The following is a 16599-nucleotide window of genomic DNA, read 5'->3' on the forward strand; positions in this document are numbered from 1 at the left end:
AATCCCTTAATGGAGCGCGGGCATCACATGAGGCTCTTGTAGATGGCGAGGATGTCCTCCTCGGTGGCCTTGCGCGGGTTGCCCGGCGTGCACACGTCGTTGAACGCGTCATGGGCCAGCGGCTCGAGGTCGGCCTCGGTGGCGCCCACCTCGCTGATGGTGGTCGGGTTCTTCAGGTCCACGGTCAGCTTGTGCACGGCCTGCACCGCGGCCTCGCGCACGGACTCGATGTCGGCCGTGTAGGCGTCGGCCACGCCGAACGCGTCGGCGATGTCGCGGAACTTCTCGCCCGTGTAGTCCTTGTTGTACTCCATGACCGGGGCCAGCAGGATGCCGTTGGCCACACCGTGGGCCACTCCCAGGCGGCCGCCCAGCGGGTGGGCCATGCCGTGCACCAGGCCGAGGCCGACGTTCGAGTAGGCCATGCCGGTGATGTAGGACGCGTAGGCCATCTGCTCGCCGGCCGGCACGTCGCCGTCGGCGCTCTTGGCGAGGTTCTTCGCGATCATGCGGATGGTCTGCATGGAAAGGCAGTCGGACAGGCTCCAGGCGCCCGGGGTGATGAAGCCCTCGATGGCGTGCGTCAGGGCGTCCAGGCCCGTGGCGACCTTGAGGCCGCGCGGCATGGAGTCGGTCAGGTCGGGGTCCACGAACGCGACGATCGGGATGTCGTGCGGGTCGACGGCCACGAACTTGCGCTTGTTCTTCGTGTCGGTGATCACGTAGTTGATGGTCGTCTCGGAGGCGGTGCCGGCGGTGGTCGGCACGCCGAAGATCGGCACGCTCGGGTTCTTCGTGTCGGCCAGGCCCTCGAGCGAAAGCACGTCGCCGAACTCCGGGTTCGCGGTGATGATGCCGATGCCCTTGCAGGTGTCCTGCGGCGAGCCGCCGCCCAGGCCGATGAGGAAGTCGGCGCCGGAGGCCTTGAAGCGCAGCACGCCGTCCTGGATGCACTCGACCGGCGGGTTCGGCTTGACGTTGTCGAACACCTCGTACGGCAGGCCGGCGGCATCGAGCACGTCGGTGACCTTCTTCGCGGTGCCGGTCTCCAGCAGCACCGGATCGGTGACGATGAACGCCTTCTTGAAGCCGTGCTTCCTGGCGACCTCGGGGATCTCCTTGATCGCGCCGCGGCCGAAGTATGCCGTCTGGTTGAAAATCATCCTGTAGACCATGAGACGTTCTCCTTTGACTTACCGTCTGTGTATTCAGTCTGTGTATTCGGTCAGGCAACCCCGTCATGGCGTTGCCAACGTTTTTATCGTACCGCCACTTGGAACGAAAACCCGTGAGCGCTCCCAAAATATTATAAAGAATCCCTATATATGGGACATATTGCAATCGATGACATTTTTAGGCCGCGATATCCCACATATCGTTCGCCCATAATGAATTCCATCCCACATCGTGACGACCCCATATCCCTCGCCCCATCGTCGCGACGACGACATCGGGCTTTGTTGTCAGATTTTGCTCCCCCTCCGGCCGAGATATGGAAAATCCCCGGTCGGGCACTGCCCGCCGGGGATTCCGCTGGTGGCTCCGAACGGCGTCGATCCGTTGACCTAGCGATTTTCAGTCGCTCGCTCTACCAACTGAGCTACAGAGCCATGAATAATGTAAAACCCGGCCAAACCGGGTTTCAATCATCCAAGCGACTCCGACCGGACTTGAACCGGCGACCTCCGCCGTGACAGGGCGGCGCTCTAACCAACTGAGCTACGGAGCCATTCGTTGTCTATCAGCCTTGCGGCTGAAGTACCCCCGGAGAGAGTCGAACTCTCGTTGTCAGATTGAAAGTCTGATGTCCTAACCGTTAGACGACGGGGGCGAACAACTCGATTGATATTACGGGAGCGACCCACATCGCGCAACTCCCGGCGTGTCGCAGTTGTCCCATCTCACTAAAACGCTGCAATCCCAACGTTTTCCAAGCGCTCCACCACGCCCACTCAACCAACAGGAACCGAAAACGTCCCGCAATTCCCATCCGTTCACACGCATATGACGAACAGGAACCAAGCATACCCACGCTTCCCGTCCGCCCACTCCCCCATAACCAACAGGAACCGAGACCAAGGTGCGGTTCCCTTTCGCCGCATGTCCCGCGACGAACAGGAACCGTACGTCTCGCCCGATTCCGTGTTGTCCGGCCATCGACGACGAAGGGGAACCGTACGTACGCAACGGTTCCCCTTGGTTGGACCACCCCGACGAACGGGAACGGTCACACGGCGCGATAGGTGAAGTCGTGAATCACTCGACCAGCGTCGATGCCCTTCCTTTCGAAGTTGGTGAGCACACGGCCGTCGAACCGCTCCGATTCGACGAAGTCGGCGTGCGGCAGCTGCGCGGCCATGTCGGCGGTGCCCTTGCTCACGTGCTCGGTCGGCAGGCTCACGGTCACGCCGCCGACGTTCCCGAAGTCGTCGCGACCGTCCATCACCTCGTGCACATGCAGCGCATAGTCCTCGATGTCGGTGGCGATGCGCCACACGCCGCCCGCACGCAGCGCGCGATGCACCTCGGCGGCGAGCGCCGGCTGCACGATGCGGCGCTTGTGGTGCTTGGTCTTGGGCCACGGGTCGGGGAAGAACGTCCAGACCTCGGCGAACAGGCCGTCGGCGGCGGCCTTCATGAGGTCGGGCGCGTTGACCTCGCATACGCGCAGATTGCGCAGTTCGTATTTACCGGCCTTGAGCAGCGCATGGGCCACTCCGGGCTTGTATACCTCGAGGGCGAGGAAGTTCACGTCGGGACGGGCCTGCGCGGCGGCGACGATGTTCTCGCCCTGGCCGGTGCCGATCTCGACGATCAGCGGATGGTCGTTGCCCCACGTACGCGCCGCGAAGTCGGCGTCGAACCGGAAGTCGAGTGCGATGGAGAGCTCGCGATGCTCGTATTCGGGCAGTTCGAGCAGATACTCCCCCGCGTAGGAGTCCCACGCCTTCTGGAGTCGCTTGTCGAGACGGGAGGAGCGGCGCACGAACGACATGAGCTCGCGGCGGCGCCCCGGCCCGGCCGTTCCCGGCATCGCGCCTTCGACCGCGCGGTATTCGTCAGGTACGGTGTTCGTCGTCTCGCTCATCGATGCTCCGTTTCGCTTGTCGGGATTGGTATGTCATACGTTGTGTCTGACTACACGATACCGAAGGCATACGAATACGGGCCGTCCGGTGATATCCGGACGGCCCGTGCATACGGAAGACGAGGACGAGGCGTCGAACGTCAGTCGGTCTGCTTCCAGTTCTCGACGTCGATGTGATGCTCGGGGTTGGCCTGCCATGCACGCCATGCGGATTCGACGATGTCCTCCACGTCGTACTTGGCGTGCCAGCCCATCTCCTCGTTGATGCGCTTCGGCGAACCGATCAGGTGCGGCGGGTCGCCGGCGCGGCGGCCCTGCACGTGCTCCTCGAACGGCAGGCCGGTGACCTTCTTGAGCTCGTCGACGATCTGGCGCACGGAGGTGCCTTCGCCGGTGCCGACGTTGAAGGCGTCGTACTTGCGCTCGTCACGGTCGAGGTACTTCAGGGCGGCGAGGTGGGCGTCGGCCAGGTCGGAGACGTGGATGTAGTCGCGCACGCAGGTGCCATCCGGGGTCGGGTAGTCGTCGCCGAAGATAAGCGGGGCCTTGCCCTTCTTCAGGCGGTCGAGCAGCATAGGGATGAGGTTGAGGATGGCCGGATCCTCGAGTTCGACGGGGCCGCAGCCGGCGACGTTGAAGTAGCGCAGGGCGCAGAAGCGGATGCCGTAGCGCTCCTCGCAGGCGCGGGCCATCCACTCGCCGAACAGCTTGGTCTGACCGTACGGGTTGATGGGCAGCATCGGCACGACGTCCTCGGGCACCACGTCGACCGGCGGCACGCCGTAGGTGGCGGCGGAGGAGGAGAAGACGAGCTTGCGGGTCTTCTCGGACTTGCTCATGCCGGTGAGCACATTGAGCATGCCGCCGATGTTCTGCTGGTAGTACCACAGCGGCTTCTCCACGGACTCGCCGACCTGCTTGCGGGCGGCGAAGTGGATGACGGCGTCGACGTCCTCGGCGTCGAGAATCTCGGCGAGACGCTCGCCGGCGCCGGGCGCGGAGATATCCATGCCGTACAGACGCGAGCCCTCGATGCGGGTGGGCTTGCCGTAGCTCAGATCGTCGACGACGACGACCTTCTCACCGGCCTGATGCAGGGCGTGGACCACATGTGCGCCGATATAGCCGCAGCCTCCAGTGACCAGAACAGTCATGGTGTTCCTTCCTATTACAATGAGCGAAGATCGTCGACATCGGCCCACTCGGTCATCGAGCGGCCGGATATCGAGATGTTAATTTTTGCTCGTTTTTGTTACTTTTTCTAACATCTTCAGTATAACGCAAATCCAGATGACGACAACCCCGACATGGCGGGGCCTCGGCCATACAAAAATCGGCTTTGCGGGCCCACCGTTTCGCCAAACCGCCGATTTTGCTCCTCCACATATGCCAAAGACTCGCAAATCCGCCAAAATTCACGGAATATCAACGATATTGAGGTCGCATATCCCACCGCAGAACACCTGCGACACGCCGAAGGCCACACCGAAGTTGCGTCATTCACAGACCTGTGTAATATATACATTCGTTGCCTGCACAGCAGACAGCAAGATGGCTCCGTAGCTCAGTTGGTTAGAGCGCCGCCCTGTCACGGCGGAGGTCGCCGGTTCAAGTCCGGTCGGAGTCGCTTGGATGATTGAAACCCGGTTTGGCCGGGTTTTACATTATTCATGGCTCTGTAGCTCAGTTGGTAGAGCGAGCGACTGAAAATCGCTAGGTCAACGGATCGACGCCGTTCGGAGCCACCAGCGGAATCCCCGGCGGGCAATGCCCGACCGGGGATTTTCCATATCGAGCCGGCCAGTCATGGGAAAGACGCAAAAAAACGGGCCGAAATCCACGATACCCACGATCTACGGTCTTGCTGCCGTTTTCAGCTGGGAAAACGGCAGCAAGACACATGAATCATCCGGTTCGGGAATTTCGGCCCAACATACGGTCTCTACGGTCTCGGCCTCAGGCCCTCAGATCTGCGTTTCGATCCAATCGACGATGTACGGTGCGACCTCCTCGATCTGGTCGATGGCCACGTCGAATTCGCGCGGACCGCCGTACCACGGGTCCACCAGGTCGATCTCGTCCTCATGGCCGGGCTTGGGCGTCGGCAGGTTCGGATCGAAGCTGCGGTACATGTGCACTTCGGCACGCTTGCCCGCCGGCAGCTGACGCAGCAGGGAATGCATGTGCGAGGCCGTCATGGGCAGGAACAGGTCGGTCTCCTCGATTTCCCTGCGCGTGATGCGATGCGCGAAATGGTTCGGGTTCACGACGTATCCGCGTTCGCGAAGCACCTTCTGCGCACGGCGGTCGATGGGATTGCCGTGCTCCTCGTCGCTGACGGCGCTCGACAGCACCCGCACGCGGTCGTCGAGCCCGCGTTCCTCGATGAAGTGCCGGAGGATGATCTCCGCCATGGGAGAGCGGCAGATATTGCCGGTGCAGACGGTCATCACGGTGTACTTGTGCGCGGAATCGCTCATGACTTCCTTTCGTAGTTGACGAAGCGGTAGCGTCGGATGCCTTCGGCCTTGGCCGGCTTCATCCAGCCGGTCTGTCCGGCGACCTCCCACAGGCCCGCCTCGACGTAGTCCTTCAGCGGAGGGGCGAAGGTGTCGGCGTCGAACTCGGCGTCGATCTCGGTGACGTACGCCTTCGATGCGAACGGCAGCGCCTCCTTGAAGATCTGCGCGCCGCCGATCACCCACAGCTCGTTGCGTTCGATGCCGTCGTCGGGGATGGATTCCTGACGGGCCAGGTCGAGCGCGTCCTCGAGATTGTCCATGACCGTGGCGCCGGCGGCGCGATAACGGTCGTCGTGCGAGATGACGATGTTGTCGCGGTTCGGCAGCGGACGGTACTTCTCCCCCAGCGACTCCCACGTCCTGCGGCCCATGATGACCGGATGGGAGATCGTCAGATCCTTGAATCGCTTGAGATCCTCGGAAAGATGCCAGGGCATGCCGCCCTCGAAGCCGATCGCGCCCTCGCGACCGTCCTTGGAACGGGCCTGTGCCCAGATGAGGTTCACGCGAATCGGGCGCAGACCGTCATCATGCAGGTCCTCGTTCGCCAGCTCCTCCTCGTAACGCCCGGCAGAACCGGGCTTGGGTTCGTGATAGCCGCTGCGGCTACTGTCATGCTCCATTTCGAAGCTCCTTCGATACCATGTTTATCGTGTGTTCGCGGCCGACGGCGGCCGGCGATGCATGCCGGCCGGGCCGCGGCCCCTTCATTTGCGGTCTTACGCATTGTAGACCAAGGTCATAGACCATTTCCCCGGCCATCGACGCCGTCGCCGCGTCAGACGGCGACCGGCGCCTTGATGGCGGGATGATGACGATAGCCGACGATGGTGAAGTCGTCGTAATCGTAGTCGAAGATCGAATCGGCCTTGCGGATGTCGATCGTCGGATACGGATACGGCTCGCGGCCAAGCTGTTCGAGCACCTGGTCGATGTGGTTGTCGTAGACGTGGCAGTCGCCGCCCGTCCAGACGAATTCGCCGGGCTCGAGGCCGGCCTGCTGCGCCATCATGAGCGTGAGCAGCGAATACGAGGCGATGTTGAACGGCACGCCGAGGAACATGTCGCAGCTGCGCTGGTAGAGCTGGCAGCTCAGTCTGCCGTCGGCCACGTAGAACTGGAAGAGCGCGTGGCAGGGCGGCAGCGCCATGTTCTCCACCTCGGCGGGGTTCCATGCCGAGACGATCATGCGGCGCGAGTCGGGATGGTGCTTGATGAGGTCCATCACGTTGGCGATCTGGTCGATGGTGCGGTTCGGGTCGTCGGGAGTGGGGGCCGGCCAGCTGCGCCACTGCACGCCGTAGACCGGACCGAGGTTGCCGTCGGCGTCGGCCCATTCGTCCCAGATGTGCACATTGTGCTCCTGCAGCCAACGCACATTGCTGGAGCCCTTGAGGAACCACAGCAGTTCGTAGGCCACGCCCTTGAAGTACACGGTCTTGGTGGTGAGCAGCGGGAACGCGTCCTTGAGGTCGAACCGCATCTGCTGGCCGAAGAGGGAGATGGTGCCGGTGCCGGTGCGGTCGGATTTGAGCGTGCCCTCGGTGAGGATCCTGCGCACCAGGTCCTCGTACGGCATGGGGATGTCGGTCTCGGGCCGGGCGGGGATCGCCGCGCGGATGTCGTCGAGCTGTTCTTGAGTCAAAGCCATGCCCACCAGTCTAGCGGCAGGCCGCGGCGCGACGCGGGTCTCGACGGCGCATGATCCCTCTGAGCGCTTACCGGCAATGCCCTACGGTACGGGTTACATTGGTATCGGCAATGATATCCACCACAAGGAGGAAGACATGGGCAAGCGTATTTGGGTAGAGCGCAACAAGGACGGCTCCTGGGACGCCCGTTCGGAGGACGGCGCCCACATCAAGTTCGGCAAGGGCAAGGGCCTGTTCACCCCCGGCGACCTGATGAAGGTGGCCCTGGCGGGCTGTGCCGCGCTGAGCAGCCAGTTCGCGGTGGAGCGGGCGCTGGGCGAGGGCGCCGGCGCGACGATCACCGTGGACGGCACCGCCGACGCGAAGCACAACGCCTACAGCGACTTCAGCGAGAAGGTGGAGATCGACGCCTCCGAGGCCGGTCTGCGCAAGGCGCAGGTCGACGACCTCAAGGAGCGTGTGCGCCGTCACATCGAGAAGGGCTGCACCGTGCAGCACACGTACGAGCGCGAGACCCCGGTGAGCCTCGCCATCGACATCAAGGAGTAGCCTCCGTCGTTCATGCGCGCATATGAAAGCCCCCTCGCCGGAGGGGGCTTTCGTCATATATAAGCCGTTATAGACCCTATGCCTTGTGCTCGGGGTCGATGGTGGCCTCGATATCGTGCACGGTGGCGTCGTCGGCCGTCGGCACGGTGACCTTCTGCACGCCCTCGATGTCGTCGAGCGGCTTGGTCGGCACTTCGGCGGGCGATGCCGGCACGGTGTCGAGACGCGACTCCGCGGCCTCCACGTACTTGCGCGGCACCACGTACACGGGGCTGACCGAATGCTGCAGCAACCCCTGGCTGGTGGAGCCGAGGATCAGACCGGTGAAGCCGCCGCGGCCGCGGGAGCCCACGACGACCACGTCGCTGGCGTGGCTTGCCTCGGTCAGCGCGGTGACGGCCGAGCCGGGCACCACGGACTTGGCGATGACCAGGTCGGGGTACTTCTCCTGAATCGGCGCGATGCGCACGTCGAGATCCTCCAGATAGGATTCCATGATGCTGTTGGCCTCGGTGCCGCCGGAGCCGCCGGACGCGAACATGCCCATGCCGCCGAAGCTCGGCACCGCCGACATCACCGTGAGCTTGGCGCCCCACTGGTGGGCGAAGTTGGCGGCGATGTCCAGGGCCTTGAGACCCCACTTGGATTCGTCGGAGCCGACGACCACCTTGGTGATGGTGTTGTTCAGGTGCATGAGGTTGCCGTCGTCGTCGGTGTACGGCACCACCACGATCGGGCAGTACGCGTAGGCCGGCAGGCTGGAGCTCGTGGTGCCGAGCAGGCGCTCGGCCAGACCGCCCTTGCCGCGGTTGCCGATGACGATGAGGTTGTAGTTGCGGGAAAGCTCGACGAACACGGAGCTCGGGTCGCCCGTGACGATCAGCGTGGCGGCCTCGACGCCCTGCTCGTCCGCGATGGCCTTCGCCTTGGAAAGAATCTCCTGCGCATCGGTGTGCGCCACATTGTCATCCCCCATGGCGGTGTATGTGGCGTCGAATGATACCGCCGCATAGCTGGGCAGCGAGTATGCGCAGACAATCTGCAGAGTCAGACCGGCGTGCTTGGCGTAGTTTGCCGCCCACCACGTGGCCTTGTAGCTGGCATCCGAACCGTCTACACCTACAAGAATGGCCTTTTCATTGACAGTCATGATGTTCCTCCCTAGTAGGTCGGGGAATCCATGCGCCTGTGCATGGCTCCTACTTGACTAGGATAGCGTCGAAATCGGCAAAACGGGGAACCAACATTCGCGAAACGCGTAACGCCGGGAATACGAAAAGGCGCTCCCTCGACCATGGTCGGGGAACGCCCGGGAATCCTTCTGCGACGGCCGGTTCGGTCGGTATCCGCATGGAACGCCGACGGCCCGGCGGCGTCACATCACGCGGTGGAAGGTGTATCCGCCGCCGCCCATCCAGCCGGGCGTCAGGTCGGAGATGGTCACCTCGGTGAACGTCATGTGGATGATCTTGCCGTTGCCCATGTAGATGGCGGCGTGGCCGGGACGGGCGACGATGTCGCCGGGACGGGCCTCGGATTCGGAGACCGTGGTGCCGAACGTCGTCAGGGCATGGGAGGAATGCGGCACGGCGATGCCGGCCTTGGCGAAGACGACCTGCACGAAGCCGGAGCAGTCCCAGCCGGTGTTCGGGTCGACGCCGCCGACGACGTACGGATGCGGGCCCATGAACGTGGCCGCATAGCTCAGCAGCGCGCTCGCGTCGGCGCTTGCCGGCGTGGAGACGGCCGCCGAGGAAGAACTCGAGGACGCGGAAGAGGAAGAGGACGACGAACGCTCCGCCGCACGGGACACGGCCTCGGCTGCGGCCTTTTCGGCCTGCTGCTCGGCCTTCTTCTCGGCCTCGGCCTTCTTCTCGGCCTCGGCCTTCGCCCTGGCCTCCTTTTCGGCCTTGGACTCGGTCTTCGGAACGTTCAGCGATTCGATGCCGCCGTAGTCGGCCTCGGAATCGACGTCGATGGATGTCGATTCCTTCAGCAGGCTGCCGTTGCGGGACTCCTGCCCCTTGAACGAACGGGACGACGTGACGGGCTCTTCGGCCTCGGAAGCGCTCGCGGCCGGAACCACAATGGCCGCGGAAAGCATGGTCGTCGCAATGGCTGCGGAAAGCATGGCAATGGATTTATGTGGTGTAATCATCGTTTTCGACCCTAGCAGACGAGCCCGAACAAAGCATCACATATGCGAAAATACGAGAAAACCCCAGCCGTAATCGACTGGGGTTTCTGCGAAAGCACGGGTTTCGCTCAGAGCGTGCCGCCACCCATGAAGGACGAACCGATGCCACGGACCTGAACGCCGCCGCCGGGGGCGGAATCGACCATCATGCCGTTGCCGAGGTAGATGCCCACATGACCCGGGGAACGGCCGGCGTAGTGGAAGAAGACCAGATCGCCGTACTTCAGCTGGGAGATGTCGGTGGTCTTGTTGGAGACCATGGCGTAGTACTTCTCGGGCCAGTTGGAGTTGGACGGATAGCCGAGGGCGAAGTCGACAAGACCGGAGCAGGTGAACGAGGACGTGCTCGTGCTGCCGGTCCACACATAGCCGGAGGGCTGGTATCCGGAGCCGATGACGGCGAGGGCGCGCTTGACGAAGTCGGAGCCGGCCGGAACGGTCACGCTGCCGGCGTCGGCGGTCGACGAGGAGGCACCGGTCGAGGAGGATTCGGACGTCGAGGTGCGCTCGCTCGAACGGGACGCCGACTGGGCGGCGGCCTCCTGAGCGGCGGCCTGCTTGGCGGCCTCCTCCTGGGCCTTCTTCTCGGCCTCGGCCTTCGCCTTGGCCTCCTTTTCGGCCTTGGACTCGGTCTTCGGAACATTCAGGGACTCGATGCCGCCATAGTTGGCGTTGTCCTTGACCTCGACCGACGTGGATTCCTTCAGCAGATCGGCGCTGCGGGACTGCTGGCCCTTGAACGAACGGGACGACGTGACCGGTTCGCTTTCGGAAGCGCCGGCGGCCGGGGCGACAAGCGCCGCGGACATCGTAGCGGCCGCAATCGCAGCGGCAAGAATGGCAATGGGTTTACGTGCTTTCATCATCATTTCGAAATCTTACTCACATATCTGGAAAAAACCTGACAACCCCTCCCCCTACTAGGACGATGACCCCGAGGGACGGGAAATGAAAACGACCCGCGCGCCACGGGCGCGGGGGTCGTCGATGACGGTCAGTAGTGGATGTACTGGAAGTCGTGAACGTTCTTGAACGTACGGCTGAACGGCTTGCCGTTGTAGGTGGCGCCGCACTCGCTGGTGGTCACGCTGCCGTCGGCGTTGACCTTCTCGACGATGGCCACGTGGCCGTACTGGGCGCTGGCGCCCTCCTGGCCGCGCTGGAAGACCATCACATCGCCGACGCGGGGGGTGTTGTCCACCCAGTAGCCGTGGGCGCGGGCGGAATCCGCCCACATGGCGCCGTCGCCGAAGTAGGAGCCGACCGGCAGATTGAGCTGGTGACGGCGGGTGTAGGCCCACCAGGTGCACTGGGAGAACGCGTAGGCGTTGCCGGTGTCGCCGGTGTCGTGGTTGGGGTTGAAGCCGGCGGGAACGGCGTCGCCGTCGCGGTCCATGAACGCGGCGACCTTGGCGTTGTTCGCCTTGGACTTCGACATCTGCGAGGCGTCAAGCGAATCGGTGGCGGAGGAAAGGCTCCACTGGGCGGAGTCGCTGGCCGCGGCCTGCGTCGTGGCGGAGCGCTCCTCGGAGCGGGAGACCTGGGTCGTGGCCGATTCCGCGGCATCGGCGGATGCCATGGAGTCGGCGACCAGCGTGGTGCCGCCCTTGTCGGCGGTGGGAAGATTGGCTGAGTTCGCGGTGGAAGCGTAGGTGAGGCTTCCCGCCGTGGCGGCCAGCAATGCGAAAGCCGAAGCGGTGATGAACTGCTTCTTGTGGGCCTGCTGCCTGGCGGCCTGGCGAATGGCCCTGCGGGTGCGCGGCACGGAGGCGTTCATCGCCTTGGCCACCTCGGGCACGAGGGCCATCGGGGTATTCGCATACACCACGGCGGCGGTATGCGCCGCGCGCATCTCACGTACACGAGCGGTCACAGCGCTGTTGACGCGCTGGGCGCCGCGTGCCTTATGAGCGGCATGTTTCATTACGAATCACTCCTTGGTTGTTCAATACCAAAAAACGATGATAACCAGCGCAGATGACGGCCACAAGCCGTCGACGAAACATTGCGCCGTCAAACGTTTCATGAACTTGACAGTCTGGATATTAGGTGCTAACAGCATTGCCCCTTGCAGACGAACCTTCCAAAAGGTTAAGAGATTGCAGGGTTTTCTCCAAATCGCCCCCGAATATCATCCCTGCGGACGATGGCCGTTCCCTCCTTGTATTTCCAAAGGAAACACCACGTTCACCGTATTGTCCAAATTCTCACATTATGAGAAAATACACCGGTCTCACTACGCTGGGGCCCATGATCGACACCGTGAAAATCCCTTCCTCCCTCCTGCCCGAAGACGGCCGTTTCGGCTGCGGGCCCAGCAAGATCCGTCGCAAGCAGATCGCCGCGCTCACCGAGGCCGGCACCACGCTGCTCGGCACGTCGCACCGCCAGCAGCCGGTGAAGCATGTCGTCGCCTCCATCCGCGAGGGTCTGGCGCAGTACTTCTCCATCCCCGACGGATACCAGGTCGCCCTCGGCAACGGCGGCGCCAGCGCGTTCTGGGAGATGGCCTGCGCATCGCTCATCGCCCGACGCGGCGCGTTCGGCACCTACGGTTCATTCAGCGGCAAGTTCGCGGCCAGCGCCGCCAACGCCCCGTTCCTCGAGGACCCGGTGATCTACAAGGCAGACTTCGGTTCATGCGCCCTGCCGAAGTACACGGAGGACGTGGACGTCTACTGCTGGGCGCACAACGAGACCTCCACCGGCGTGATGGCGCCCGTCGAACGCGTCGAGGGCAGCGTGGAGCAGCATGCGCTCACGCTCATCGACGCCACCAGCGGCGCCGGCGGCCTTCCGGTCGACATCGCACAGACCGATGCCTACTATTTCTCCCCGCAGAAGGTGTTCGGCTCGGACGGCGGCCTGTGGTTCGCCATCCTCTCCCCCGATGCCGTCGAACGCGCCGGACAGGTGGAGCACAGCGCGACGCTCGAGGGCGCCCGACGCTGGGTGCCGCCGTTCCTCTCGCTCACCAAGGCCCTCGACAACTCCCGCAAGAACCAGACGCTCAACACCCCGGCCATCGCCACGCTGGTGCTGATGAACGAGCAGGTGACGTGGCTCAACGAGCACGGCGGCCTCAAGTGGGCGACGAAGCGCTGTGCGAAGTCCGCGAACATCCTGTACTCGTGGGCGGAGCGCTCCGACTACGCCCGGCCGTTCGTCGAGGACAAGTCGATTCGCTCGAACGTGGTGGTCACCATCGACCTCGACGATTCGATCAGCGCGTCGAACGTCGTCGCCGCACTGCATGCGAACGGCATCGTCGACACGAACGGCTACCGCAAGCTGGGTCGCAACCAGCTGCGCATCGGCGTGTTCCCGTCGGTCAAGCCCGGCGACGTCGAGGCGCTGACGTACTGCATCGACTACGTCGTCGACCACATGAAGTGACGGATGCCGGCGGCGCGCATACGCGGCCGCGCATTCCATATATATAGGCGGACGATACGAGCCGCCCATATGGAGACGCTCATATGCCGGTGGAGGCCAACAGCAGGCCGCCACCGGCATATTGCGTTCCCGGGCCGCCGCCGTCGCCTGCGACGGGCGCGCCTTCCCCGACCGTGATGCGCATCTCGCCGTCGGCGGCGGGAACGAAGACGGCCTCGCCGCCGTGCAGCACGGCCGCTCTCCCGCCCCCCGCACTCAGATGTGCCTCGCCCCCGAGGCATATCGCCACGCGCGGCCGCGCCGGCGTGGCGAACCCGCCGGCGGAGGCCAGCGTCAGCGAGAACTCGCGCAGGGCCTCGGGCCGGTACGTCACCGCATCCGCGCCCAGACGCCGGCATTCCGCCCGGTACGGCGGCGCCGGCATGACGTCGACGTTGCGCAGCACGCTCGGCACGTCGCGGTGCTTGACGGTGAGTCCGGCACGCAGGACGTTGTCCGAGTTCGTCATGATCTCGGCGGCCAGACCATGGATATACGCATGCACGGTCCCCGGCGCGATGGCCACGGCCTCGCCGGGAGCCAGCCGCACGGCGTTCATCATCAGCAGGCAGGCCACGCAGGGGTCGCCGGGAAACGCGCTGGCCGCGACGATGGCGTTGTCCAGGGCGTCGAAGGCATGACGATCGGCCGCGCGTCGCTCCCCGGAACACGATGCGGCCAGCGACGAACGTGCGGCCTGAAGCAGCGGAACCCAGTCGATGGGGCCGGCCGAGGCGCCTGCGGACGTTTCGCCGTATGCGACGGCCGTGGCGAAGGCGCGGAAGACCCGTCGCTGCGTGAGCGACCATGCACGCGCGGCGATGGGCATGAAGACATCAAGACCGACGCCCTCGGCATCGAGACCTCCCGACAACGCATCGGCCATACGGTCCGTCAGCGGATGGCCGACCGCCCGCAGCAGGCGAACCTGACGGGGCAGCGGGGCGAAACCCACCGATGCGGCGAACGGCTCCAACGCCACCACCATCTCGTATTTGTCGACGGCGTCCTTGAACGAGCGACGCGGCGAGTCCACGGGCACGCCGCGCATCTGCTCGCGGTGGAACCCCGCACGCGCCTCGAAGGCGACCGGATGCACCTGGAGCGAGAGCGGCATGTGGACGGCGATGACCTTCATGAGATACGGCAGTTCAGGACCCCAGACGGACGAGACCCGCTCCCCCAGCATCGCCAACGGCTCGCGGCAAACAAGCTCATCAAGAGAAACCCCCTCCCCCGAACCTTCGGGAAGGACCGTGGACGGGGACTGCCGGTGCCCGCTGAACCACAGCTCCGCCAGGGGGCCGTCGACGGCCGTGAAATCGGGGAACATGGCCTGCAGACGATGCGACGACCCCCACGCGTACCGTTTCGGCACCGGTCGCATCGGCATCATGGGCATTCCTTCCTGGCGGGCGCGCCGCCCGTTCCGGCGACGTCATGACCCCATAAGGTTACCCCGAGTTGTAAGGTATTCTCTATGAAATTGGCACCCATCATCGATCCAGGCGCCCGCAAGCCCGGTCCGAAACCGGCTCAGGTGGACCTTCATCGGGTGTTTTTCCTCGGTACGGCGCTGTGGCTTGTGGCCGCGATCGTCTGCCTGATTCTCGTGTTGTGCGGCATCAACGCCGTGAAGTCGCTGATCGTCTGCGTCGCCGGCATGATCATCGGGGTTCTGCTGCTCACGTGGGAGCATTTCAACCGCTGGTACTACCGCCGTCTCGGCAAGTGACGCGGCACGGTGCGGCGTCGATGTCCGACGCCGCACCGGAGCCTATTGCGCCAGCGGCAGGGTGAAGGTGAAGGTGCTGCCCTTGCGCGGCGCGCTCCACACCGATACGGAGCCATGGTGCGTGAGCGCCACATGCTTGACGATCGCCAGGCCGAGGCCGACGCCGTCCTTGGTGACCGACGTCTGATTGCCGCCGCGATAGAAGCGTTCGAAGATGCGGGGCTGATCCTCGCGGGAGATGCCGCAGCCCTGGTCGACCACGCGGATGACGGCGTGCTTGCCGTCCTTGGATCTCGACACGGCCACGCCGACCGCCGACTTGCTCGGCGAATATTCGACGGCGTTCTCGATGAGCTTGACCACGGCCCCCTGCAACTGCTCGGATTCGGCATGCACCATGAGCGAATCGTCTCCGTTGACCACCAGGCGCACATTCTTCGCCTCGGCGGCGGCGCGCACGCCGTCGGCCGCATGGCGCACCTCGGCGAGCAGGTTGACCTCGTTGTCCTTGCCGGGCACGACCTTCTGCTGCGCCTTGATGAGCAGCAGCAGATCGGCGACGAGATGCCCCATGTGGGCGGCGTACTCGCGCACCTGCGACGCCTCCACCATGATGCGGTCGATGTCGACGTCGTCCTGTTCGAGATCCTCGCCCAGCGTCTCCAACGCCTTCGTGGGCCTGAGCAGCTGCTCGGTGACGTTGGCGACGAAATCCTCACGCACCTGGGCGAAACGCCGCTCCTCGCTCACGTCGTCGATGAGCACGACGGTCTTGTCGTCGGCGATCTGGCCGACGGTGACCTTCAGCCAGTTCGGCCGCGACACCACGTTGCCCTCGCCGTCGCGGGTCTCGGATTCCTCGTCGGCATTGATGACGAATGGGTCGGCGAAGCGTTTGGCCGTCTCGGTCATCAGCTCGCACGAACGCTTTCCGCCGGATTCGCGCACGCTGTGGATCGCGGCAAGCACGCGATCGTTCACGATGGTCTCGTCGTCCACGATGCCGAGGCGGTACGCCGCCGGACCGGCGATGAGCACCTCGTCGTCATCGTTGACCACGATGGACGTCGACGGCAGCACGGCCAGCAGACGGATGGTCTCGTAATCGAGATCGTCGTCGTCATCGTCGTCATCGTCGTCGCGGCCGGACGGCCTGAAGCCGATTCGGGCGCGCCAGTGCGCAATCGTATCGGCGTTGATGTACCGTGAAATAAACGGATACGCCCAGTTGTATATTTTGGCGATGATCGCGATGAACGCGATGAGGATCATCACACCGAATACGATGAGCACGATCGTCGAGAAGGCATCGGGGCTGCTGTTGGTCACCCTTCCATTGTGGCACGAGTTTCGATGCGGAAACGCAGGGTCTTCGCAATGGCGGGAAAACCACGGTACGCTAGTCCGTTGGCATAAGTGAA

General features: G+C 64.0%; 15 protein-coding genes and 5 tRNA genes. 5 read left to right on the forward strand and 15 right to left on the reverse strand.

Annotated elements, in window-relative coordinates; all coding sequences use genetic code 11:
• Nucleotides 1-23: 23 nt before the first annotated feature.
• From fucO to galE, 6 genes are all read right to left on the reverse strand, one after another.
• Nucleotides 24-1175, reverse strand: a complete 1152-nt coding sequence (gene fucO, locus CS006_RS01520; protein WP_100510025.1) for a lactaldehyde reductase — start codon at nucleotides 1173-1175, stop codon at nucleotides 24-26.
• Nucleotides 1176-1534: 359 nt separating this feature from the next.
• A tRNA-Phe gene (locus tag CS006_RS01525) sits at nucleotides 1535-1610 on the reverse strand.
• Between the two features lie 45 nt (nucleotides 1611-1655).
• A tRNA-Asp gene (locus CS006_RS01530) sits at nucleotides 1656-1729 on the reverse strand.
• A 30-nt stretch (nucleotides 1730-1759) separates the two neighbouring features.
• Nucleotides 1760-1831: transfer RNA gene (locus CS006_RS01535), tRNA-Glu, on the reverse strand.
• A gap of 396 nt (nucleotides 1832-2227) precedes the next feature.
• Nucleotides 2228-3034: a tRNA (guanosine(46)-N7)-methyltransferase TrmB gene (gene trmB, locus CS006_RS01540; RefSeq protein ID WP_243386674.1), complete on the reverse strand. Its 807-nt coding sequence runs from the start codon at nucleotides 3032-3034 to the stop codon at nucleotides 2228-2230.
• A gap of 194 nt (nucleotides 3035-3228) precedes the next feature.
• The gene (galE, locus tag CS006_RS01545) at nucleotides 3229-4242 is read right to left on the reverse strand and encodes a UDP-glucose 4-epimerase GalE (RefSeq protein ID WP_100510027.1); all 1014 of its coding nucleotides are present in this window, start codon (nucleotides 4240-4242) and stop codon (nucleotides 3229-3231) included.
• A gap of 399 nt (nucleotides 4243-4641) precedes the next feature.
• On the opposite strand from galE, the gene CS006_RS01550 reads away from it, so the two are divergent.
• Both CS006_RS01550 and CS006_RS01555 read left to right on the forward strand, forming a co-directional pair.
• A tRNA-Asp gene (locus tag CS006_RS01550) sits at nucleotides 4642-4715 on the forward strand.
• 45 nt (nucleotides 4716-4760) lie between these two features.
• Nucleotides 4761-4836, forward strand: a tRNA-Phe gene (locus CS006_RS01555).
• Nucleotides 4837-5052: 216 nt separating this feature from the next.
• Here CS006_RS01555 and CS006_RS01560 read toward each other — a convergent pair.
• The 3 genes from CS006_RS01560 to CS006_RS01570 form a co-directional block, all read right to left on the reverse strand.
• Nucleotides 5053-5568: a low molecular weight protein-tyrosine-phosphatase gene (locus tag CS006_RS01560; protein WP_100510028.1), complete on the reverse strand. Its 516-nt coding sequence runs from the start codon at nucleotides 5566-5568 to the stop codon at nucleotides 5053-5055.
• The gene (locus CS006_RS01565) at nucleotides 5565-6233 is read right to left on the reverse strand and encodes a dihydrofolate reductase (RefSeq protein WP_100510029.1); all 669 of its coding nucleotides are present in this window, start codon (nucleotides 6231-6233) and stop codon (nucleotides 5565-5567) included. Before CS006_RS01565 ends, CS006_RS01560 begins: the two co-directional genes overlap by 4 nt.
• A 155-nt stretch (nucleotides 6234-6388) precedes the next feature.
• The gene (locus tag CS006_RS01570; RefSeq protein WP_243386676.1) at nucleotides 6389-7189 is read right to left on the reverse strand and encodes a thymidylate synthase; all 801 of its coding nucleotides are present in this window, start codon (nucleotides 7187-7189) and stop codon (nucleotides 6389-6391) included.
• A 208-nt stretch (nucleotides 7190-7397) separates the two neighbouring features.
• Between CS006_RS01570 and CS006_RS01575 the strand changes: the two genes are divergently transcribed.
• On the forward strand, nucleotides 7398-7811 hold the full coding sequence (locus CS006_RS01575; protein ID WP_100510030.1) for an OsmC family protein: 414 nt from the start codon (nucleotides 7398-7400) through the stop codon (nucleotides 7809-7811).
• A 76-nt stretch (nucleotides 7812-7887) separates the two neighbouring features.
• Here the strand turns inward: CS006_RS01575 and CS006_RS01580 are convergent, their stop codons facing one another.
• From CS006_RS01580 to CS006_RS01595, 4 genes are all read right to left on the reverse strand, one after another.
• Nucleotides 7888-8961, reverse strand: coding sequence for a universal stress protein (locus CS006_RS01580; RefSeq protein WP_100510031.1), 1074 nt, complete (start codon nucleotides 8959-8961; stop codon nucleotides 7888-7890).
• Between the two features lie 225 nt (nucleotides 8962-9186).
• Nucleotides 9187-9969, reverse strand: a complete 783-nt coding sequence (locus CS006_RS10710) for a C40 family peptidase (RefSeq protein WP_165777177.1) — start codon at nucleotides 9967-9969, stop codon at nucleotides 9187-9189.
• A 107-nt stretch (nucleotides 9970-10076) separates the two neighbouring features.
• Entirely contained in the window at nucleotides 10077-10877 is an 801-nt protein-coding gene (locus CS006_RS01590; RefSeq protein ID WP_133119509.1) for an NlpC/P60 family protein, read from the reverse strand.
• Nucleotides 10878-11002: 125 nt separating this feature from the next.
• A complete protein-coding gene (locus tag CS006_RS01595) occupies nucleotides 11003-11932 on the reverse strand; it encodes a CHAP domain-containing protein (RefSeq protein ID WP_100510034.1) in 930 nt (309 codons plus the stop codon).
• A gap of 326 nt (nucleotides 11933-12258) precedes the next feature.
• On the opposite strand from CS006_RS01595, the gene serC reads away from it, so the two are divergent.
• Nucleotides 12259-13404 carry a phosphoserine transaminase gene (gene serC / locus CS006_RS01600; RefSeq protein ID WP_100510035.1) on the forward strand — a complete coding sequence of 382 codons (1146 nt, stop codon included), beginning with the start codon at nucleotides 12259-12261 and terminating at the stop codon, nucleotides 13402-13404.
• A 79-nt stretch (nucleotides 13405-13483) separates the two neighbouring features.
• Here the strand turns inward: serC and manA are convergent, their stop codons facing one another.
• Nucleotides 13484-14839: a mannose-6-phosphate isomerase, class I gene (gene manA / locus CS006_RS01605; protein ID WP_100510036.1), complete on the reverse strand. Its 1356-nt coding sequence runs from the start codon at nucleotides 14837-14839 to the stop codon at nucleotides 13484-13486.
• Nucleotides 14840-14923: 84 nt separating this feature from the next.
• On the opposite strand from manA, the gene CS006_RS01610 reads away from it, so the two are divergent.
• Nucleotides 14924-15178, forward strand: coding sequence for a DUF2530 domain-containing protein (locus CS006_RS01610; RefSeq protein ID WP_100510037.1), 255 nt, complete (start codon nucleotides 14924-14926; stop codon nucleotides 15176-15178).
• Nucleotides 15179-15220: 42 nt separating this feature from the next.
• Here CS006_RS01610 and CS006_RS01615 read toward each other — a convergent pair whose 3' ends face one another.
• A complete protein-coding gene (locus CS006_RS01615; RefSeq protein WP_243386591.1) occupies nucleotides 15221-16507 on the reverse strand; it encodes a sensor histidine kinase in 1287 nt (428 codons plus the stop codon).
• Nucleotides 16508-16599: the final 92 nt, after the last annotated feature.

The sequence above is a fragment of the Bifidobacterium primatium genome, assembly GCF_002802875.1.
Taxonomy (GTDB): domain Bacteria; phylum Actinomycetota; class Actinomycetes; order Actinomycetales; family Bifidobacteriaceae; genus Galliscardovia; species Galliscardovia primatium.